This window comes from Bradyrhizobium sp. 138 (genome assembly GCF_023074075.1).
Classification (GTDB): Bacteria; Pseudomonadota; Alphaproteobacteria; order Rhizobiales; family Xanthobacteraceae; genus Bradyrhizobium.
Window position 1 is genome coordinate 71,726 of record NZ_JADPKT010000033.1, and the last position, 18,924, is coordinate 90,649.

The 18,924-nt window shown below is 63.7% G+C and carries 18 protein-coding genes and 1 tRNA gene; 10 read left to right on the forward strand and 9 right to left on the reverse strand.

Annotation, left to right across the window (positions count from 1 at the left end; genetic code table 11):
• The first annotated feature begins 68 nt into the window (after positions 1-68).
• The 4 genes from IVA79_RS15650 (at position 69) to IVA79_RS15665 (ending at position 3,933) form a co-directional block, all read left to right on the forward strand.
• Complete coding sequence (locus IVA79_RS15650; RefSeq protein WP_247554148.1) at positions 69-1,898, forward strand: IlvD/Edd family dehydratase; 1,830 nt, start codon at positions 69-71, stop codon at positions 1,896-1,898.
• Positions 1,899-2,035: 137 nt separating this feature from the next.
• Positions 2,036-2,767 carry an SDR family oxidoreductase gene (locus IVA79_RS15655; protein WP_247554149.1) on the forward strand — a complete coding sequence of 244 codons (732 nt, stop codon included), beginning with the start codon at positions 2,036-2,038 and terminating at the stop codon, positions 2,765-2,767.
• 19 nt (positions 2,768-2,786) lie between these two features.
• Positions 2,787-3,533, forward strand: coding sequence for an SDR family NAD(P)-dependent oxidoreductase (locus IVA79_RS15660; protein ID WP_247554150.1), 747 nt, complete (start codon positions 2,787-2,789; stop codon positions 3,531-3,533).
• Between the two features lie 7 nt (positions 3,534-3,540).
• A complete protein-coding gene (locus tag IVA79_RS15665; protein ID WP_247554151.1) occupies positions 3,541-3,933 on the forward strand; it encodes a GFA family protein in 393 nt (130 codons plus the stop codon).
• A gap of 2 nt (positions 3,934-3,935) precedes the next feature.
• Here the strand turns inward: IVA79_RS15665 and IVA79_RS15670 are convergent, their stop codons facing one another.
• Positions 3,936-4,841 carry a DMT family transporter gene (locus IVA79_RS15670; RefSeq protein ID WP_247554153.1) on the reverse strand — a complete coding sequence of 302 codons (906 nt, stop codon included), beginning with the start codon at positions 4,839-4,841 and terminating at the stop codon, positions 3,936-3,938.
• Positions 4,842-4,930: 89 nt separating this feature from the next.
• Between IVA79_RS15670 and IVA79_RS15675 the strand changes: the two genes are divergently transcribed.
• From IVA79_RS15675 to IVA79_RS15685, 3 genes are all read left to right on the forward strand, one after another.
• Positions 4,931-5,794, forward strand: coding sequence for a LysR family transcriptional regulator (locus IVA79_RS15675; protein ID WP_247554156.1), 864 nt, complete (start codon positions 4,931-4,933; stop codon positions 5,792-5,794).
• Positions 5,795-5,867: 73 nt separating this feature from the next.
• The gene (locus IVA79_RS15680) at positions 5,868-6,548 is read left to right on the forward strand and encodes a site-2 protease family protein (protein ID WP_247554717.1); all 681 of its coding nucleotides are present in this window, start codon (positions 5,868-5,870) and stop codon (positions 6,546-6,548) included.
• A 62-nt stretch (positions 6,549-6,610) separates the two neighbouring features.
• Positions 6,611-7,033: a hypothetical protein gene (locus tag IVA79_RS15685; RefSeq protein WP_247554720.1), complete on the forward strand. Its 423-nt coding sequence runs from the start codon at positions 6,611-6,613 to the stop codon at positions 7,031-7,033.
• Here the strand turns inward: IVA79_RS15685 and IVA79_RS15690 are convergent.
• From IVA79_RS15690 to IVA79_RS15715, 6 genes are all read right to left on the reverse strand, one after another.
• Positions 7,021-7,839, reverse strand: a complete 819-nt coding sequence (locus tag IVA79_RS15690; RefSeq protein ID WP_247554158.1) for a TonB family protein — start codon at positions 7,837-7,839, stop codon at positions 7,021-7,023. The genes IVA79_RS15685 and IVA79_RS15690 overlap by 13 nt on opposite strands.
• An 11-nt stretch (positions 7,840-7,850) precedes the next feature.
• Complete coding sequence (gene exbD, locus IVA79_RS15695; protein ID WP_247554160.1) at positions 7,851-8,306, reverse strand: TonB system transport protein ExbD; 456 nt, start codon at positions 8,304-8,306, stop codon at positions 7,851-7,853.
• 3 nt (positions 8,307-8,309) lie between these two features.
• Complete coding sequence (gene exbB / locus IVA79_RS15700; RefSeq protein WP_247554162.1) at positions 8,310-9,290, reverse strand: tonB-system energizer ExbB; 981 nt, start codon at positions 9,288-9,290, stop codon at positions 8,310-8,312.
• Between the two features lie 5 nt (positions 9,291-9,295).
• Positions 9,296-9,985: a Fe2+-dependent dioxygenase gene (locus IVA79_RS15705; protein ID WP_247554164.1), complete on the reverse strand. Its 690-nt coding sequence runs from the start codon at positions 9,983-9,985 to the stop codon at positions 9,296-9,298.
• Positions 9,986-9,987: 2 nt separating this feature from the next.
• Positions 9,988-12,387, reverse strand: coding sequence for a TonB-dependent receptor (locus IVA79_RS15710; protein ID WP_247554724.1), 2,400 nt, complete (start codon positions 12,385-12,387; stop codon positions 9,988-9,990).
• 223 nt (positions 12,388-12,610) lie between these two features.
• Complete coding sequence (locus IVA79_RS15715) at positions 12,611-12,850, reverse strand: hypothetical protein (protein ID WP_018319817.1); 240 nt, start codon at positions 12,848-12,850, stop codon at positions 12,611-12,613.
• A 387-nt stretch (positions 12,851-13,237) separates the two neighbouring features.
• On the opposite strand from IVA79_RS15715, the gene IVA79_RS15720 reads away from it, so the two are divergent.
• From IVA79_RS15720 to IVA79_RS15730, 3 genes are all read left to right on the forward strand, one after another.
• The gene (locus IVA79_RS15720; protein WP_247554166.1) at positions 13,238-14,407 is read left to right on the forward strand and encodes an efflux RND transporter periplasmic adaptor subunit; all 1,170 of its coding nucleotides are present in this window, start codon (positions 13,238-13,240) and stop codon (positions 14,405-14,407) included.
• Positions 14,404-17,550: a multidrug efflux RND transporter permease subunit gene (locus tag IVA79_RS15725; RefSeq protein ID WP_247554168.1), complete on the forward strand. Its 3,147-nt coding sequence runs from the start codon at positions 14,404-14,406 to the stop codon at positions 17,548-17,550. Before IVA79_RS15720 ends, IVA79_RS15725 begins: the two co-directional genes overlap by 4 nt.
• Positions 17,551-17,615: 65 nt before the next feature.
• On the forward strand, positions 17,616-18,182 hold the full coding sequence (locus IVA79_RS15730) for an invasion associated locus B family protein (RefSeq protein ID WP_247554170.1): 567 nt from the start codon (positions 17,616-17,618) through the stop codon (positions 18,180-18,182).
• Between the two features lie 109 nt (positions 18,183-18,291).
• On the opposite strand, the gene IVA79_RS15735 is transcribed toward IVA79_RS15730, so the two are convergent.
• Both IVA79_RS15735 and IVA79_RS15740 read right to left on the reverse strand, forming a co-directional pair.
• Positions 18,292-18,654, reverse strand: a complete 363-nt coding sequence (locus tag IVA79_RS15735; protein ID WP_247554171.1) for a DUF1428 family protein — start codon at positions 18,652-18,654, stop codon at positions 18,292-18,294.
• 171 nt (positions 18,655-18,825) lie between these two features.
• Positions 18,826-18,899, reverse strand: a tRNA-Gln gene (locus IVA79_RS15740).
• Between the last annotated feature and the right edge of the window lie 25 nt (positions 18,900-18,924).

An 18,924-nucleotide genomic window follows, 5' to 3' on the forward strand; every position in this document is an offset into this window, starting at 1 on the left:
CAAGCCGACACCCCAGGACGGACGCCAGTAGGATGGACGCCAGTGCGTTTGCATTGCAGGAGAAACCAATGACAAAAAAACCAACCAATGGGCATGTGCCCGCCGGCAACGGCTCGCGACGCCACCTTCGCTCGCAGGAATGGTTCAATAACCCGCATAATCCGGGGATGACCGCGCTCTATATGGAGCGCTACCTCAATTTCGGTCTCACCCGCGCCGAGCTGCAGTCCGGCAAGCCGATCATCGGCATCGCCCAGACCGGCAACGACCTTTCCCCCTGCAACCGCCACCATCTCGAGCTGGCTCATCGCGTCCGCGAGGGCATCCGCGAGGCCGGCGGCATTGCGATGGAATTCCCGACCCATCCGATCCAGGAGACCGGCAAGCGGCCGACCGCAGCGCTCGACCGCAACCTCGCCTATCTTGGCCTGGTCGAGATCCTCTACGGCTACCCGCTCGACGGCGTCGTGCTCACCACCGGCTGCGACAAGACCACGCCGGCCTGCATGATGGCGGCGGCGACCGTGAACCTGCCCGCAATCGTGCTGTCGGGCGGCCCGATGCTCAACGGCTGGCATGCCGGCGAGCGCACCGGCTCCGGCACCATCGTCTGGAAGTCGCGCGAGCGGCTCGCCGCCGGCGAGATCGACTATGAAGAGTTCATGGAGATCGTGGCCTCGTCGGCACCGTCGGTCGGCCATTGCAACACCATGGGCACCGCTTCGACCATGAACGGGCTTGCCGAAGCACTCGGCTTCTCGCTGCCGGGCTGCGCGGCGATCCCCGCACCTTATCGCGAGCGCGGCCAGATCGCCTATGAGACGGGAAAACGCGCCGTCGAGATGGTCTGGGAAGACCTCAAGCCCTCGGACATCCTGACCCGCAAGGCGTTCGAGAACTGCATCGTGATCAATTCGGCGATCGGCGGCTCGACCAACGCGCCGATCCACATCAACGCCCTGGCCCGCCACATCGGCGTCGAGCTCTCGATCGAGGACTGGCAGAAATTCGGCCACGACGTACCGCTGCTGGTCAACATGCAGCCGGCGGGCTTCTATCTCGGCGAGGAATTCCACCGCGCCGGTGGCGTGCCAGCCGTGGTGCGCGAATTGATGAAGCACAAGCGCATCCATGAAGACGCGGTCACCGTCAATGGCCGCGGCATCGGCGAGAACTGCAAGGATGCGCCGAAGCCCGACAATGACGTGATCTGGGCTTACGACAAGCCGCTGGTGAAGGACGCCGGCTTCCTGGTGCTGAAGGGCAATCTGTTCGATTCCGCGATCATGAAGACCTCCGTGATCTCCAAGGAATTCCGCGATCGCTACCTCAGCAACCCGAAGGACCTCAACGCCTTCGAGGGCCGCGCCATCGTGTTCGAGGGTCCGGAGGACTATCACGCGCGAATCGACGATGCCTCGCTCGACATCGACGAACGCTGCGTGCTGTTCATTCGCGGCACCGGCCCGATCGGCTACCCCGGTGGCGCCGAGGTCGTGAACATGCAGCCGCCGGCGGCGCTGATCAAGCGCGGTATCCTGTCCCTGCCCTGCATCGGCGACGGCCGCCAGTCCGGCACCTCGGGCTCGCCCTCGATCCTGAATGCTTCGCCGGAAGCCGCCGCCAATGGCGGACTCGCGATCCTGAAGACCGGCGACAAGGTGCGCATCGACCTCAACAAGGGCAGCGCCAACATCCTGATCTCGGACGAGGAGCTGAAGAAGCGTCACGCCGAGCTGAAGGCCAGCGGCGGCTTCAAGCATCCCGAAAACCAGACCCCGTGGCAGGAGATCTATCGCAACACCGTCGGCCAGCAATCGACCGGCGCCTGCATGGAGCTCGCCACAAGGTACCAGAACGTCGCTGGCACGTTTGGCGTGGCGCGGGACAATCACTAGCAGCCACGTTCGTCATTGCGAGCGAAGCGAAGCAATCCAGAGACGTCTCCGCGGAGATTGCCTGGATTGCTTCGTCGCAAGAGCTCCTCGCAATGACGTGGGGCTGGCATTGAAACTATACCAAGGAGAACAACAACATGGCAGACCGCCTCAAGGCCAAACGCGCCGTCATCACGGCTGCAGCCGCCGGCATCGGCCGCGCCTGCGCCATCGCATTCGCGCGCGAGGGTGCAACCGTCATCGCCACCGACATCAATGAAGCCGGCATCGCTGGCTTGACCAAGGAAGGCATCGCCGAGGTCGCAAAGCTCGACGTCCGCAACAGCGCCGACGTCAACGCCTTTGCCAAGCGGGTCGGCAAGATCGACATCCTGCTCAATGCGGCGGGCTTCGTGCACCACGGCACCATCCTGGAATGCTCGGAAGAGGATTTTGATTTCTCGTTCGACCTCAACGTCAAGTCGATGCACCGGACCATCAGGGCCTTCCTGCCCGACATGATCGCCGGCGGCGGCGGCAGCATCGTCAACATCTCGTCCTGCGCGGCCTTGAGGCCGCCCGCTAACCGCTACGTCTACAGCTCGTCGAAGGCCGCAGTGTCGCTGCTGTCGCGCGCGGTTGCGCTCGATTTCATCACCAAGGGCATCCGCTGCAACTCGATCTGCCCCGGCACCGTCGAGACGCCTTCGATGCTCGACCGCGCCGCCGCGCAAGGCCCGCAAGGCAAGGAGATGTTCATCTCCCGCCAGAAGATGGGCCGGCTCGGTACCGCCGAGGAAATCGCCAACATGGCGGTCTATCTCGGCAGCGACGAGAGCGCCTTCACCACCGGCGTCGACCTCGTCGTCGATGGCGGCTACATGCTTTGATGCTCGGAGATCGCATCTCATGAACAAGATCGATCTCAACGGCCGCATCGCCATCGTCACCGGCGGCGCGCAGGGCTTTGGCCGCGCGATCACCGAGCGTTTCGTCGCCTCGGGCGCCAAGGTCGCGATCTGGGATTTCGATGCGGCGCTGGCCGAGAAGACCGCCAAGGAGATCGGCGACGGCGCCCGCGTGTTCAAGGTCGACGTCACCGACACCGCCGCCGTTGAGCAGGCCCGTGACGCCACGCTCAAGGCCTTCGGCAAGATCGACATCCTCGTCAACAATGCCGGCATCGCCGGCATCAACAAGCCGGTCTGGGAGACCGACCTCGAGGAATGGCGCAAGGTGCTGCGCATCAATCTCGACGGCCCCTTCATCGTCTGCAAGGCCATCGTGCCGGCAATGCTCAAGCAGAAATATGGCCGCATCGTCAACATCGCCTCGATCGCCGGCAAGGAAGGCAATCCGAATGCGGCGCATTATTCGGCCTCCAAGGCCGGCCTGATCGCGCTGACGAAATCGCTCGGCAAGGAGCTCGCCGCCCACGACATCCTCGTCAATGCAGTGACGCCGGCGGCCGCCAAGACCGCGATCTTCGACCAGATGACGCAGCAGCATATCGACTTCATGCTGTCAAAGATCCCGAAGGGGCGCTTCGTGCTGGTCGAAGAGCTCGCCGCGATGGTGAGCTGGCTTGCGTCGGAAGATTGTGCCTTCTCGACCGGCGCGGTGTTCGACATCTCGGGCGGACGCGCAACCTATTGAGGACACCATGATCCGGGAAGGCGGATGCCTGTGCGGCGCGGTTCGGTTCAAGGCGGAGGGCGAGCCGCTCAACGTCCGTGTCTGCCATTGCCGCATCTGCCAGAAGGCGATGGGCTCGCCCTACTTCGCCCGCGCGCAGTTCGACCAGCGCGCGCTGACCGTCGAAGGCGACACCGCCCGCTATGCGTCCTCGGAGAATATCGACCGGGTGTTCTGCGGGCGCTGCGGCACGCGGCTGTTCGCCTGGCGGCGCAATGGCACGCTGGCGGGCGTTGCACTGACCACCTTCGATGACCGCAACGCCTTTGCGCCGACCGAGCACATCTGGGTGTCGGAAAAGCTGGCGTGGCTGAAGCTCGACGACGGTCTGACACAATACCCGACGACGATCCCGTCCTGATATCAGGCTTGGCTTGACGCGCTCGCCGCATCCGCACTCCGGCCCGCCGTCGTCGCAATCCAGATTCCGGCAAACACCGCGACGATGCCGGCCGCCAGATTCCAGCGCAGCGGTTCGTGCAGCAGCCAGGCCCCGACCAGCGATGCCGCGATTGGATTGACCGTGACCGAGATCGCGACGCGCGTCGGCGTCGTCCGCTCCAGCGCGAAGGCCCAGAGATAGAAGGTCAGCGCCGCGCCGAAGGCGCCGAGATAGAGAGCCGCCAGCCATTGCGGCATGCCGAAGCCGGCGACGGGCGCAAAACTCCCCCGGATGCAGGAGAGCAGGATGAGGCACGCCGCACCCGCCGCCATGCTCATGGTCGTAAAGGCGATTGGACTGGAGCGCCGGATCAGCGGCTTTGACCAGATGCCGTAGAGCGCCATGCACAGCGCAGCGGCCATCATCAGGAGATCGCCGCGCCAGGCGCCCGACGGGGCCGAGGTCAGGTCGGAGAGAAGCGCTACCGCAACGCCAAACGTCGCGATCAAGACACCGACCGATTTGCGCCAAGTCAGGGCTTCCGCACCCAGAGCGGCCCCGATCACGAGCGACAGCAGAGGAAGCGTCGACAGTGCGAGCGCGCCGCGCGCAGCGGTCGTAAAGATCAGCGATGCATTGAACAGGATCGGGAACAGGGCGAAGAACAGAAGGCCGAGCCCGATTGCGGCGGCCCAGTCCGCTCGCCCCGGCCACCGATGGCCGCGCAGCAGCGTCAACGGCAATAGCAGGAGAAAGCCGATGCCGAACCGGAACGAGCCGATCGCCAGCGGATCGATGCTGCCCACCAGATAGCGCGTCGCGCCGATCGAGCTGCCGCCGAGTCCGCTGGAGAGCATGGCCGCCAGAACACCGGAGATATCGGTCACGATTGCTCCCGTTGCTGCTTTGAAAGCAGCATAGGCGGCGCGCGGAAACAGGGAATGGAATTTCCGTCATGCTGGGATAACGTTACGTCATGACCGCCCTCGATCCAGATCTGCTGAAGGCCTTTGCCGCCGTTGCCAAGCATCGCTCCTTCACGCGCGCAGCCGCGGCGCTCAACCGCACCCAATCGGCGGTGAGCGTCCAGATCAGACGTCTGGAACAAGGGCTCGGCGCAACACTGTTTCGACGCACCAGGGCCGGCGTAGCACTGACGGCAGCAGGCGACGAACTCCTTGTCTATGCAAGGCGGCTTCTGGATCTGAATGCAGAGGCGATCGAGGCGCTGCGTACGCGCAAGCGCGAGGCAATGGTCCGGCTCGGCGTGATGGACGACTACGGCACGATCCTCATTCCGCCATTGCTGGCGCAATTCGCCAAAAGCCATCCGGAGATCCGGGTCGAGATCGAGACCGGGCTGACCGCAACGATGCCGGCCCAGCTCGGCGAGGCCTACGACCTTGTCATTGCCATGCATCCGGCGGGACGCGGCGATGGCGAGCTGCTGCGGCGCGAGCAGGCGGTCTGGGCTGCAGCCGCGTCATACTCAGTCGAGGCGCTGCAGGACACGCTGCCCGTCGCGCTCTACCCGCCGGGCTGCCTGTTCAGGCAATGGGCCACCGATGCTCTCGATGCCGCAGGCCGCCCCTGGCGCCTCGCCTTTGTCAGCCGAACGCTGACAGCGGTGGAGGCGATCGCGGCACAGGGCCTCGCGATCACGGTCGTCAAAGCCGGCACCCTGCCGCCTACTCTGCGCATCCTGTCCGAACGCGACGGCCTGCCGCCGCTGCCGGCTGCGGACATCCGCCTCCACCGCGCGCGCAATCTGTCGCGTCCGGCGGCACTGTTGGCAGATCATTTGCAGCGTGGCATTTCGGAGCCGGTCTCCCTATGTTGACGCGAAGCGTTGCTGCACCGCCGGTTTGGCTGGGACGGCTGCAAGGCCGCTAGTAAACCGGGACGAACTAGCCGTGAATATTTCCCTTTATGACCTCTCCGTCTGGGTGCTGCCCCTCGTGCTCGCCATCACCTTCCACGAGGCCGCGCATGCCTTTGTCGCGGACCGGCTCGGGGACAGCACGGCCGCACAGCTCGGCCGCGTCAGCTTCAACCCGTTCCGGCATATCGATCCCTTCGGGACCGTGATCCTCCCTGCGATGCTGCTGTTTGCGCATTCGCCGTTCCTGTTTGGCTACGCCAAGCCGGTGCCGGTGAATTTCCGCAAGCTTGGCAACCCCAGGCTCGACATGGTCTGGGTGGCCCTCGCCGGGCCCGTCACCAACATCCTGCTGGCGCTGGCCGCGGCCCTCGCCTTCCATGCCCTGCCCCTGGTGCCCGCGAGCTCGGCGAAATGGGTCGCGGACAATCTCAAGAATGCCCTCGTGATCAACGCGGTCCTTGCGGTGTTCAACATGATGCCGATTCCGCCGCTCGACGGCGGGCGCGTCGCGGTCGGGCTGTTGCCGCGCCCCCTCGCCGCGCCCTTGGCCCGGCTCGAGCCGTTTGGGATGCTGATCCTGATCGGGCTCCTGATCCTGCTACCGCTGGCAGGTTCCCGGTTCGGTCTAAATCTTGATGTTATTTCAGCAATACTGCGAACGTTGACCGGTTATGTGATTCAGGCTGTTCTCTTCCTGACCGGCAATGCGTAGTTGAACGCGACACCCGAACACAAGCCGAAGGGCCAGAGGCCGACTTGGTCAAAGCTGCCGATATGCTGATCGCGCGACGCGCGGACACCCGCGCCCGCGCCGATTTCGCCACCTGGAAGATGATGGCCAAGCTCAACGGATCGTCCGCGCTGCCGCCGGAGGCCCAGGAATTCCTCGCGAGCTACCAGAACCTGCTGGCGCAAATGAGCGAGGGTGAGGCCACCGAGGCGACCATCGGCGCGATTTACAAGGCCTATTATGCCGAGATGGGTGGCGCGGGGACCCCGCCCGACGTCCGCCCACGCCCGACCGAGCCGGCAGCGGACAATGTTACCGCTTTCCGCCGCCCGGCACCGAAGCCGAAGAAAGTCGCTTCCTTCGGAGCGGCGGCTTTTGCTGGACCTCAGAAACGGCCGCTGCCGGTGGCGCTGATCTTCGCCTGCCTGGTCGTGGTCTATGTCGGCATCCGGCTCTACTGGCGCTGAGCCGCCGTCTTCTTTTTCTTCTCTTCCCGCGGCTTGAACTTGATCTCGACGGTGCGCTCGAACCGGTCCTCGGTCAGCTCTGTCGGCGGGACCGGGAAAGGATCGGATTTGTGGACCATGGAGATCGCGGCGGCATCGTAAGCCGCGTCTCCTGAGGATTCCACGACATCGACCGAAACCACATTGCCTCTGCGGTTGAGTGCGAAGCTCACCTTGGCCGTCTGGTCCTTGGGCTCCTTGCCCTCCGGATTGACCTTGTGTGCTGCCAGATGTGCGCTGATCTTGCGGTTCCAATCGGCCGTCAGCTTCAGCAGGTCTTTGCCGATGCCGAGCACCGGCGCCATGGCCTTCTCGGCCTCGCGCGTTGCCTCTTCGAAAGTCTGCCGGTCCGCTGCAACCGACTTCTGGGATGCCTCCATGGCCGGCGTTTCAATCGCGGCCACCTTCGGATCGTCGTCCTGTTCCTTCTTCGGCTTGTTCTCGGTGACGATGCGATCGGCATCCTCGACCTGTTGCGGCCGATCCTGAGGAAGGTCGGTCTCCTTCGTCTCGGTCTTTTGCTCGGGCAGTGCCGGGCGCTCTTCGGACTCGTCCGATTCCGACGGCGCGACGGGCAGATTGGACTCCTGAACCGGAGGCGACGTCATCTCCACCGCGAACTCCGCGCCGGCTGCGCCCAGACCGTCGCCGTCCACATCGGCGCGCAGGTGCGCCAGTGCGAGCGCGGCGCCGCCCAGATGGAGCACGAGCGCCGCCACCGCCGCCAGGATCCAGAGCTTCCGGGATGGTCTGAGTTCGTCCGACATAACAGGCCTTCTTAAGGCTGAGCGGCGCCTGCCGCAGGCGCGCCCGGAGCGCCTTCCAGCGCCACCAGTTTCACCCGCGTATAGCCGCCTGAGCGCAAGAGCTCCATGATGCCCATCAACTCCCCATACGGCACCGACTTGTCGGCACGCAGGAACACGTACTTGTCCTTGCTCATGTCGGACAATCCGTCGAGCGTCCCGATCAATTCGGCCCGGTGGACCGTGTTTTCTCCGATGGCAAGCGTCAGATCCGGCTTGATGCTGAGATAGGTCGGCTTGTCCGGCTTCTTCTGCGGCATCGCGCTAGAGGTCGGCAGATCGATCGGCAGGTCGACCGTGGAGAGCGGAGCTGCGACCATGAAGATGATCAGCAGCACCAGGATGACGTCGATGAACGGCGTGACGTTGATCTCATGCGTTTCCGAGAAATCGTCGTCGTCATCGTTGTCTGCGAGCGAAACGGCCATGGTTCACTCCGCTGCGCGCGAATGCATGCTGCCGTGGCTGCGGTCGAGATCACGCGAGAGCAGCCGCGCCGCGGCACCCGAGGCGCGGTTGACGAGCTCGAGATAGCCCTTCGTCACGCGCGAGAAGTGGTTGTAGATGATGACGGCAGGGATCGCGGCGACGAGGCCGATCGCGGTGGCGAGCAGCGCCTCGGCGATGCCGGGCGCGACGACGGCAAGGTTCGTGGTCTGCGACTTCGAGATGCCGATGAAGCTGTTCATGATGCCCCAGACCGTGCCGAACAGGCCGACGAAGGGGGACGTCGAGCCGATGGTCGCGAGCACGCCCATGCCGATCCGGATGCGCCGCGCCTCGGCACGCACGATCTCGGAAAAGCTGGAGGCCGCGCGCTCCTTGATGCCGGCATCGCTGGACAGGCCGGCCGACATCCGCGCCTCGCGCAGGGCCGCCGCCAGGAAGGACGGCAGAATCCCCTCCTTGGCTCCGAGGGCCATCTGCGCTTCGGCAAGGGAGCGCGTCTCCGCAATCTTCTTCAGTGCCGAACGAAGCTTGGTGGACGCGACCGACAGTTCGACCGATTTGGCGATGAAGACGGTCCAGGTCACCAGCGATGCGAAGGCGAGCCCGATCATCACCGCCTTCACGATGACGTCGGCCGACATGAACATGACCCAGGGCGACAGTTCCTTCATCGCCGGCGCGACGGCGGTCGCCGCATCGGGCTTGGCGGTGGTCGAAACGGCGGCCGCGGGAGACGCCGCCGGAGCGGTTACCGTCGAAGCCGAAGGCGCCGGGGCACTGGGCGCGGTGGCCGCTGGCGCTGTCGGAGCAGGATTGGCCGGGGCCGGCTGAGCCGCCGATTGCGCCGGTGCCGGCGGGGTCTGGGTCTGGGCGGAAACAGGGGATGCGAGCCAGGCGGCTGCCAGCATCGCGGCTGCGGCAAGGCTTGCTTTTGCTGCGGCAAGGCTTGCTTTTGAGGTCATGGTCTTCATACTTCGGCCCAGTAGCGAATGAGGTTGTGATAGATACCCGTCAATTTGACCGTTTCGGGATCGTCACGCCCGAGCCGTTCCACCAGCGCCTGTATCGCGGTGTCGAGGTCAAAGATCATGCTCCGGGCTTGATCGTCCCGTATCATGCTCTGAAGCCAGAAGAAAGACGCAACCCGTGTTCCCCTCGTCACGGGGGTGACGAGATGGAGGCTGGTCGAGGGATAGAGCACGCAGTCGCCGGCTGGCAACTTCACTTCGTGCGAGCCGTAAGTGTCCTCGATCACAAGTTCGCCACCGTCGTACTCTTCCGGCTCGGCGAGGAACAGCGTGACCGACAGGTCTGTGCGGATGCGAAGGCCGGTCAGACGGTCGCCGCGGATTGCATTGTCGACATGCAGGCCGAAATGGTGGCCACTGCTCGCCGCATAGCGGTTGAACAATGGCGGGAAGATCTGGAGCGGGATCGCCGCCGCGATGAAACGCGGATTCGACGTCAGCGCCGAGATGATGCGGTTGCCGAGCTTTCGCGCGACTTCGCTATCGGGCGGCAGTTGCTCGTTGCGCTTGACCATCGCCGACTGCGCGCCGGCGGTGGAGCGGCCGTCCTCCCATTGGCTGGCATCCATGATGCGGCGGAAATCCGCCACATCATCCTTGCTGAGAACGCCTGGCAGGCACGTCAACATGATCAGAACTTCGCTGTGGTCACGACATAGAACGCCCGGCCCGGCGCCACCGCCACGAACGGCACGTTGCTGCGATAGAACGAGTCGTAATAGAGCTTGTTGGTCAGGTTCTGCGCGTAGAACTTCATGGTCCAGTTCTGGTCGATCTTCTTCTCGACGAAGGCATCGAAGCGCCAATAGCTCGGCAGTTCGTTGGTGTTGGCCGCAAACGTACCGCCGTAAACCTTCGAGCGGTACACCGCCTGCCCGCCGAGCTCCCAGCCGCCATCGAACTTGTACTTGGTCAGCATGCTGAACGACTGATGTGCGATGTTGGCGAGCTGCAGGCCGAGATTCGAGGCAACGCCGCTCTGCGTGACCTTGGACTGCATCAGCACCAGGCCGCCGAAGATGCTCCAGCGATCGGTGATCTTGCCCTCGGCTTCGATGTCGATGCCCTGGATCCTGTAGGCGGCACCCGACGTCAGCAGGCCGCCGACGGTCTCGCGCGCGTTGTCCTTGGTGGTCTGGAACAGCGCACCGGTCACCAGCAGGTGGCGATCGGCAAGCTCCCATTTGGTGCCGAGCTCGATCGCCTTGTTGCGCTCGGGCCCGAGCAGGATGGTCGAGTTGGGGGGAACACCGCCGTATTCGGTGCCGGTCGCGTCCAGCTCAGAACCGAACGGATTGGCCGAGGTGGCGTAGGCCGCATAGATGCTGCCGATCGACATCGGCTTGTAGACCAGACCGACGTTGTAGTTCACCAGATCGGAGTTCTGCTTCACATAGTTCGCATTGTTCGATGCGCTCTGGCTGTAGCCGTCATAGCGCACGCCGCCGTTGACGATGATCGTGTCCTGCCAGTTCGCGGTGTCCATGGCATAGACGCTGGTGGTGTTGACGCCATAGCGCGTCGGATTTCCGACGATCCCCGGAATGCCGAAGGGGATGTTGGTATACTGGGGGTAATAGAGATTGACCCCTGTCACGGCACCGGTGCTCGTGAAAGCGGAGCCGGACAGTTCCGACGCAAGGCCCGCATAACGATCAATCGAGATGTTCTCGTTCGAATATTCGACGCCGAACACCGCGGTGTGCTTGACCCCACCGGTGTCGAGCTTGAACGTGGCCTCGTTCTGGTTGGCCCACACGTCCACGTTCTGCAAGCGGCTCTGCGCGCTCGCCGTCGTGGTCCAGAGCATCGGGTTGGGACTGGTCGTGTTCGGGTTCTGCGGCAGCGTGCCGATGTAGTTGAGCAGCGAATGCTCGCCGCGCACCTTGCTGGTCAGCGTGATGGCCTCGTTGACCTTGTACTCAATCGTGCCGGTGCCAAAATCCTGCCGCGCAGTCTGGAAGTCGCGGTTGAGGAAGCCGTACCAGTTGCCGCGCGGAATGCCGGCCGAGGTCACCGGAACATTGCCCTGCTTGTAATAGGGTACGCCGAAATCCGGCAGACCGCTGAGGTCGGTGTGGACGTAGTTCGTGGTGATCTTGATGTCGTTGGTCGGGGTGTACTTGGTCGAGATGAAGCTGCCCCAGCGATTGTCGGTGACGTAATTGCGGCCGGCCACGTTGGCCTCCTGGAACAGGCCGCCGGTGCGCACCGAGAAAGTCGGATCGATGACCTGGTTGACGTCGAGCGTGACGCGCTTGGTCATATCGGTACCAAACTCGCTGTCGATCCGCTTGAAGTTGACGTCGCCGGCCTGCTTGGTGACGATGTTGATGGCGCCGCCGGCGGTGCCGCGGCCGGCATAGGAGGATGCCGGCCCGCGCAGAATCTCGATCTGCTCGGTGAAGAAGTTCTCGCGGATGGAAACGGCGGGATCGCGGATACCGTCGATGAACACGTCGTTGCGCGCGTCGAAGCCGCGGATGAAGAAGCGGTCGCCGAACGCGTTGCCGCCCTCGCCCGAGCCCAGCGTCACGCCTGCAGTCGAGCGCCCGATCTCCTTCAGCGTCGTGGCGTTCTTGTCCTCGAGCACTTCCTTGCTGAGCACCGTGATGGACTTGGGCGTGTTCAGCATCTTCTCGGGAAACTTGCCCGAGGCCTGGACGTGGTCGACCTTGTAGGGCGCGGCCGGATCGGCATAGGGATTGCCGTCGGGAGCGCCTGACGGGGCAGTCGGCGCCGCCTGCTGGGCCGCCTGCTCGCGTTGCGCGGCGCGACGAAGCGCGTTGCGGGCGCGGACTTGCTCCGGCGAAGGCTTCGAGGCCGTCGGACGCGGCCGCTGAACGGGAGCGTCGACCGTCACCGGCGGCAGGTTCGACTGCTGCGCCTGCGCCCCGCTGGACACGGACGCCACTGCGATCAAGCTCGCAACCGCCGAAACCTTCTTGCCGGAAACGCCCGCGAACTTTTCTTCCACCAGATCGAATGCTGCGACCGAACGCAACGACTTCGGTGCGACCACCTGCCCCATTACCAAACGCCCCATCTTCTTGTTCGCTCACTCACTTCGACGAACGATGGGCTGTTGGTATCGGCCGCAAAATAGTGGGTCAATGCGAGCGCTTCGCAAGAACCCTTGAATCGGTCCAGATCAAAACAATTCTAAACTGCAGTTTGAAATCGTTCTAAGCGAAGACTGGACTCGTTCTAAAGACAACGCCAAATCCGCGCAATTGGCCGTCTTGCGTTCAGCGTCAGTCGCTGCTCGGTGGCTTCATCAGCGAGAACAATTCGTCGACGGTCTTCAGCGCGACGGCGCGCACGCGATCGGTGCTGTCCATGCCGGCGATATTGACGCCGTTCACGACGGCCTTGATCTCGTCTCGGAAGTCGGTGAGGAAACGCAAGGGATCGCGCTGCTCATTGGCCACACGCGCGATCAATCCCGTGATCAAAATCTGACACGCGATCAGCTTACCGTTCAATTCGTCCATGCTGCGCTCCTTTGTGGCGGCGCCGATATGGACGATGCCGAAATTCCTGACAACCGAAACGGCGCCCGCACGATTTAGAACCATTCTTGTTGCCCGCACCGAGTTGCCCGCACCGAGCTGTGGCCCGGTGCAGCGTCATTGGATTGCGCACCCCCTCTGCGAGCGCCGCACAAGTCTTGCCCGGCGATCGCCCAACGGGGAAAATGCAGCGCTGCACATCGCCGCGGCAGAGCACTGCCCAGACGGTGCAAAGCTTTCCAATTGTTTAGGATTCTCAACTGATAGTGCTGTTTACACTGGAACTTGGCGTGTATTATACAACGCGCTGGAACCCTGCGATTGCCCTATAATTCCTAGCTGAGGGCATACGAGCCGACACGAGACGACATGAAAAAGTCCCGGCCGATCCTCTGGCTTCTGATCATCGCGGCCGTGGCCTCCGCGGGTTACTATGGTTGGCAGAAATTTGGGCCTGAGGCCGGAAAAACCCAGACCGCCCAGAAGGGTCCACCCCGCCCGCTTGCCGTCCCGGTGAGCGTTGCGCCGGTCCAGAAGCTCGACTTCCCGGTCTACCTGACGGGTCTCGGCACGGTTCAGGGCTTCAACACCGTCCAGGTCCGCAGCCGGGTCGATGGTCAGATCGACAAGCTCACCTTCAGGGAAGGCCAGATCGTCCAGCAGGGCGAGCTTTTGGTCTCGATTGATCCCCGCCCCTATCAAGCCACGCTCGACCAGGCCAAGGCCAAGAAGGCGCAGGACGAGGCGAGCCTCGCCAACGCCAATCTCGAACTTCAGCGCGCGATGAAGCTCGGCGAATTCGCGACCGCACAGCGGGTCGACACTCAGCGTTCGACCGTCGCCCAGCTCACCGCCCAGATCGCCGCCGACGAAGCCGCGATCGCCAACGCCCAGACTCAGCTCGACTACACCCAGGTCAAGGCGCCGATCACCGGCGTCGCCGGCCTGCGCCAGGTCGACATCGGCAACATCGTCAACGCCTCGACGCAGACGGGCATCGTCACGATCTCGCAGGTCGAACCGATCTCCGTGATCTTCACGGCGCCGGAAGACCAGCTTCCCTATATCAGCGAGGGCCAGAAGACGGACGCGCTCAAGGTGATCGCATTCACCACCGACGGCAAGAAAACGCTGGCCGAGGGCAAGCTTGCAGTGATCAACAACCAGGTGGACACGACCAGCGGGACGATCCGGCTCAAGGCGGTGTTCGACAACAAGGATCACACGCTGTGGCCAGGCCAATCGGTCTCGACGCGGCTTCTGGTCCGGACGCTGAAGGATGCGACCGTGGTTCCGGATGACGCGGTCCAGCATTCCACCAACGGCCTCTACGCTTATACCGTCAATCAAGACAACAAGGCCGAAGACCACAAGATCAAGGTCAGCTACAGCATCGATGGACGCTCGGTCGTCGATGAAGGCCTGATCCCCGGGCAGCAGGTCATCACCGGCGGTCAGTTCAAGGTACAGCCCGGAAGCCTCGTCTCGACAGCGGTCGCGAGCTCGGATCCGGCGCAGAATAAGGTACGACGGGAATGACCGAGGGCGGGATTTCGGCACCTTTCATCCGTTATCCCATCGGCACCTCGCTGCTGATGGCCGGCATCCTTTTCGTCGGCCTCGTCGCCTATCCCCTGCTGCCGGTCGCGCCGCTGCCGCAGGTCGACTTCCCGACGATCCAGATCACGGCCAATTTGCCGGGCGGCAGCCCCGAGACGATGGCCTCGTCGGTGGCCCAGCCGTTGGAGCGGCAATTCGCCCAGATCCCCGGCATCGCCCAGATGACGTCGACGAGCTATCTCGGCACCGCGTCAATCACCATCCAGTTCGATCTCAACCGCAGCATCGACGGCGCCGCCAACGACGTGCAGGGCGCCATCAACGCCGCCAGCGGCCAGCTGCCGAAGAACCTGCCCTCGCCGCCGACCTACCGCAAGGTCAACCCGGCTGACGCCCCGATCCTCCTGCTGTCGGCGACATCGGAGACACTGCCTCTGACCAGTGTCAGCGACGCGGTCGATGCCCAGCTCGCCCAGCAGATCAGTCAGCTGTCGGGCGTGGCGCAGGTGTTCATCGGCGGCCAGCAGAAACCCTCCATCCGCATCCAGGTCGATCCGGCGAAGCTCGTCGCCAAGGGCCTGTCGATGGAAGACGTCCGCAGCCAGATCGCGATCACAACGGTCGACAGTCCCAAGGGTAATATCGACGGCGAAAAGCGCGCTTACACGATCTACGCCAACGACCAGCTCACGCACGCAAAGGACTGGAACGACGTCATCATCGCCTATCGCAACGGCGGTCCGCTGCGAATCCGCGACATCGGCCAGGCGGTCAGTGCCGCTGAAGACGCCAAGCAGGCGGCCTGGGCCAACGGCAAGCGCGGCGTGTTCCTGGTGATCTTCAAGCAGCCCGGCGCCAACGTCATCGAGACCGTCGACAGGATCAAGGCGACCCTGCCCCGCCTCGTGGCGGCGATCCCGCCCGCGATCAAGATCGAGCTCATCAGCGACCGTACCACGACCATCCGCGCGGCGGTCGAGGACGTCCAGTTCACGCTGCTGCTGACCATCGCACTCGTGGTCATGGTCATCTTCATCTTCCTGCGCAGCTTCTGGGCCACCGTCATTCCCACGGTGACGGTGCCATTGGCGCTATTGGGCGCGTGCGCCTTGATGTGGGTGGTCGGCTATTCGCTCGACAATCTGTCGCTGATGGCGCTCACCATTGCCGTCGGTTTCGTCGTCGACGACGCCATCGTGATGCTCGAGAACATCACGCGCTACATCGAGGAAGGCGAGGCGCCGATGGCGGCGGCCTTCCGTGGCTCCAAGGAAATCGGCTTCACCATCGTGTCGATCAGCATCTCGCTGGTCGCGGTGCTAATCCCGCTGCTGCTGATGGGCGGCATCATCGGGCGGCTGTTCCGGGAATTCGCCGTGGTGCTGGCGATGACCATCTTCGTCTCGATGTTCGTGTCGCTGACACTGACGCCGATGATGGCCTCGCGCTTCCTGCGTGCCCATGGTGAGGTCCGCCACGGCCGCTTCTATCAATGGAGCGAGCGCGCCTTCGACGCGATGCTGCGCGGCTACGAATACATTCTGGATCACGCCCTGGCCTGGCGGCGCACCACGCTTGCGATCTTCTTCGCCACGCTCGGCCTGTCGATCTATCTGTTCGTCCTGATCCCAAAGGGCTTCTTCCCGCAGCAGGATGTCGGCCTGATCACCGCCACCTCCGAAGCCTCGCAAGACATTTCGTTCAAGGAGATGACCCGGCGCCAGGAACAGCTCGGCAAGGTCATCCTGGCCGATCCCGACGTCGCCAGCGTTGCCATGGCGATCGGCGGCAGCGGCCGTGCCGGCAACAATGGCAACATATTCATCACGCTGAAGCCTCGCGACCAGCGCGATGCCTCGGCGCAGCAGATCATCGCGCGACTGCGTCCCCAGTTCGACAAGGTCGAGGGCGCCCGTGTCTACATGCAGGCGGCCCAGGACGTGCGGCTCGGCGGCCGGCCGACGCGCACGCAGTTCGAATTCACATTGCAGGACGCCAATCTGGACGAGCTCAACGAATGGGCGCCAAAGATCCTGGCCAAGATGCAGACGCTGCCGGAGCTGCGCGACGTTGCGACCGACCAGCAGACCCAGGGCACCACGGTCCAGCTCAAGATCAACCGCGATACCGCCTCACGCTACGGCATCCAGCCGCAGGTGATCGACGACACGCTGTATGATGCCTTCGGACAGCGGCAGGTTACGCAGTATTTCACCCAGCTCAACACCTACAAGGTGATCCTGGAGATCCTGCCGGAGATGCAGGGCAATCTCGACAGCCTGAACAAGCTCTACTTGAAATCGCCGTTGACCGGCGACCAGGTGCCACTGTCGACTTTCGCGACCTGGACCACCGATCCGGTCCGCCCGCTCTCGATCAGCCACCAAGGCCAGTTCCCGGCGATTACGATCAGCTTCAACCTCGCCCAGGGCGTCGCGCTCGGCCAGGCGACCGAGGCCGTGCAGAAGGCGATGGCCGATCTCGGTGCGCCGCCGACGCTCAATTCGAGCTTCCAGGGCACAGCGCAGGCGTTCCAGCAGTCGCTCGGCACCGTACCGCTCTTGATCCTCGCCGCGCTGGTCGTGGTCTATCTGATCCTCGGCATCCTCTACGAGAGCTACATCCATCCGATCACGATTCTGTCGACGCTGCCCTCGGCCGGCGTCGGCGCGCTCGCGATCCTGATGGCGGCCGGCTTCGACTTCAGCCTGATTGCGTTGATCGGCATCATTCTGCTGATCGGCATCGTGAAGAAGAACGGCATCATGATGGTCGATTTTGCGATCGCCGCCGAACGCGACGAGCACAAGACGCCGGAGCAATCGATCCGCCAGGCCGCGCTGCTGCGCTTCCGCCCCATCATGATGACGACGATGGCCGCGCTGCTCGGCGGCGTGCCCTTGATGCTCGGTCACGGCACCGGCGCCGAGATCCGCCAGCCGCTCGGCTACGCCATGGTCGGCGGCCTGATCGTCAGCCAGGCGCTGACTCTGTTCACCACGCCGGTGGTCTATCTCTATCTCGACGAGCTCAACAACTGGTTCTCCACCTGGGGCCGTTCGGGTGACGACGAAGGCGACGAGGCGCCCGCGCGCGGCACCGTCAAGGAAGCCGCCGAGTAAGCTTGCACCGCGTCGCCCGCGACGCTACAGCCAGAACCCCCGGTTCACGCCAACGCGGTCTCGCCATGCTCATGCAATCCAGACTTGTCGCCCTCGCCGCTGCCGTCCTGTTGCCCTTGGGCGCTGCCTATGCCCAGCAGGCTGCGAAGAAGAACGCCCCCGCACCGGCGGCACAGCCTGCGCCGGCCCCGACGCAGCCACAGGCCGACGCCGCGCCGGCGCAGCAGCCCGGATGGATCGTGCGCTGCACCAGCGTGAGCCGCGAGGCGCCGCTCGAATGCGCGATGGAGCAGAACGCGGTGCTGACCAAGACCGGCCAGACCATCGTCCTCGTCAACATCCGCATCGCGCCCGACACCCGCACGCCGGTGGCCTTGCTGCAATTGCCGCTCGGCCTCAATCTTCCGGTCGGCGCCAAGCTTCAGGTCGACGAGGGCAAGACGGTCGACCTGCAGATCCAGACCTGCGAGAATCGCGGTTGCTACGCCTCGACCCCGGTTGCGCCGGACCTGCTCGCGTCCTTGCGGTCGGGCAAGCAGCTCAAGGTCTCCTTCCAGAACATGGCCAAGGAGACCATCGCAATCCCCATGCCGCTCGGCGACTTCGCCGCCGCCTACGACAAGATCAAGTAGCGGCTAAATCATGATCCGGAAAAGTGCGCGGCGGTTTTCCGAAAAAGATCATGCTCAAACAACAACCTAAAGCGCGATGACGCATCCTAATCGCATCGCGCTTTAGTCGTCAGGTTGCGATGTCGCTCGCCCGGAGCAGCGTCGTGAAGCCGCCATAGATCATGCGCTTGCCATCGAACGGCATGCCCTCCAACTTCAGCCGCGGGTCTGCCATCACCTTCTTGTTGACGGCATCGCGGGTCTCCCGGTCGCGATAGACGATCCACGCGAACACCACGACCTCGTCCTCCTTCGCGATCACCGCGCGTGGGAACGAAGTGAGCTCGCCATAGGGAACGTCGTCGGCGATGCATTCGACATAATCGAGCGCACCGTGCTCCATCCAGATGGCGCAGGCGGACGTCGCCAGCGTCTTGTAGGCCTCGATGTTGTCCTTCGGCACGGCGAGCAAGAAACCATCGACATAGGGCATCACGGATCTCCTTGGGTTGTATGGCCCAAGGACGATGCAGCGCACGGCGATCCGACACGAAGATGCGAGTTTCAGATGAGGCAAACGGTCGCGAGCAGCAACGCAGCCAACGGCCCATTCCTGCCAAGCGACGTATGGAGGGAACTGCGAACGTGGAGAAGCGCCCGGAACTGGCTGGGGAACCTGGATTCGAACCAAGACAAACAGAGTCAGAGTCTGTTGTGCTACCGTTACACCATTCCCCAACGGAATAGTCGAACAAATTCAATA

Coding starts and splice junctions, on each gene's coding strand:
- IVA79_RS15675 (WP_247554156.1), top strand. CDS start 4,931: ATGACCGCCCTCGATCCAGATCTGCTGAAGGCCTTTGCCGCCGTTGCC.
- IVA79_RS15725 (WP_247554168.1), top strand. CDS start 14,404: ATGACCGAGGGCGGGATTTCGGCACCTTTCATCCGTTATCCCATCGGC.
- IVA79_RS15665 (WP_247554151.1), top strand. CDS start 3,541: ATGATCCGGGAAGGCGGATGCCTGTGCGGCGCGGTTCGGTTCAAGGCG.
- IVA79_RS15685 (WP_247554720.1), top strand. CDS start 6,611: ATGCTGATCGCGCGACGCGCGGACACCCGCGCCCGCGCCGATTTCGCC.
- IVA79_RS15690 (WP_247554158.1), bottom strand. CDS start 7,839: ATGTCGGACGAACTCAGACCATCCCGGAAGCTCTGGATCCTGGCGGCG.
- IVA79_RS15660 (WP_247554150.1), top strand. CDS start 2,787: ATGAACAAGATCGATCTCAACGGCCGCATCGCCATCGTCACCGGCGGC.
- IVA79_RS15715 (WP_018319817.1), bottom strand. CDS start 12,850: ATGGACGAATTGAACGGTAAGCTGATCGCGTGTCAGATTTTGATCACG.
- exbB (WP_247554162.1), bottom strand. CDS start 9,290: ATGACCTCAAAAGCAAGCCTTGCCGCAGCAAAAGCAAGCCTTGCCGCA.
- IVA79_RS15705 (WP_247554164.1), bottom strand. CDS start 9,985: ATGTTGACGTGCCTGCCAGGCGTTCTCAGCAAGGATGATGTGGCGGAT.
- exbD (WP_247554160.1), bottom strand. CDS start 8,306: ATGGCCGTTTCGCTCGCAGACAACGATGACGACGACGATTTCTCGGAA.
- IVA79_RS15730 (WP_247554170.1), top strand. CDS start 17,616: ATGCTCATGCAATCCAGACTTGTCGCCCTCGCCGCTGCCGTCCTGTTG.
- IVA79_RS15655 (WP_247554149.1), top strand. CDS start 2,036: ATGGCAGACCGCCTCAAGGCCAAACGCGCCGTCATCACGGCTGCAGCC.
- IVA79_RS15720 (WP_247554166.1), top strand. CDS start 13,238: ATGAAAAAGTCCCGGCCGATCCTCTGGCTTCTGATCATCGCGGCCGTG.
- IVA79_RS15710 (WP_247554724.1), bottom strand. CDS start 12,387: ATGGGGCAGGTGGTCGCACCGAAGTCGTTGCGTTCGGTCGCAGCATTC.
- IVA79_RS15735 (WP_247554171.1), bottom strand. CDS start 18,654: ATGCCCTATGTCGATGGTTTCTTGCTCGCCGTGCCGAAGGACAACATC.
- IVA79_RS15650 (WP_247554148.1), top strand. CDS start 69: ATGACAAAAAAACCAACCAATGGGCATGTGCCCGCCGGCAACGGCTCG.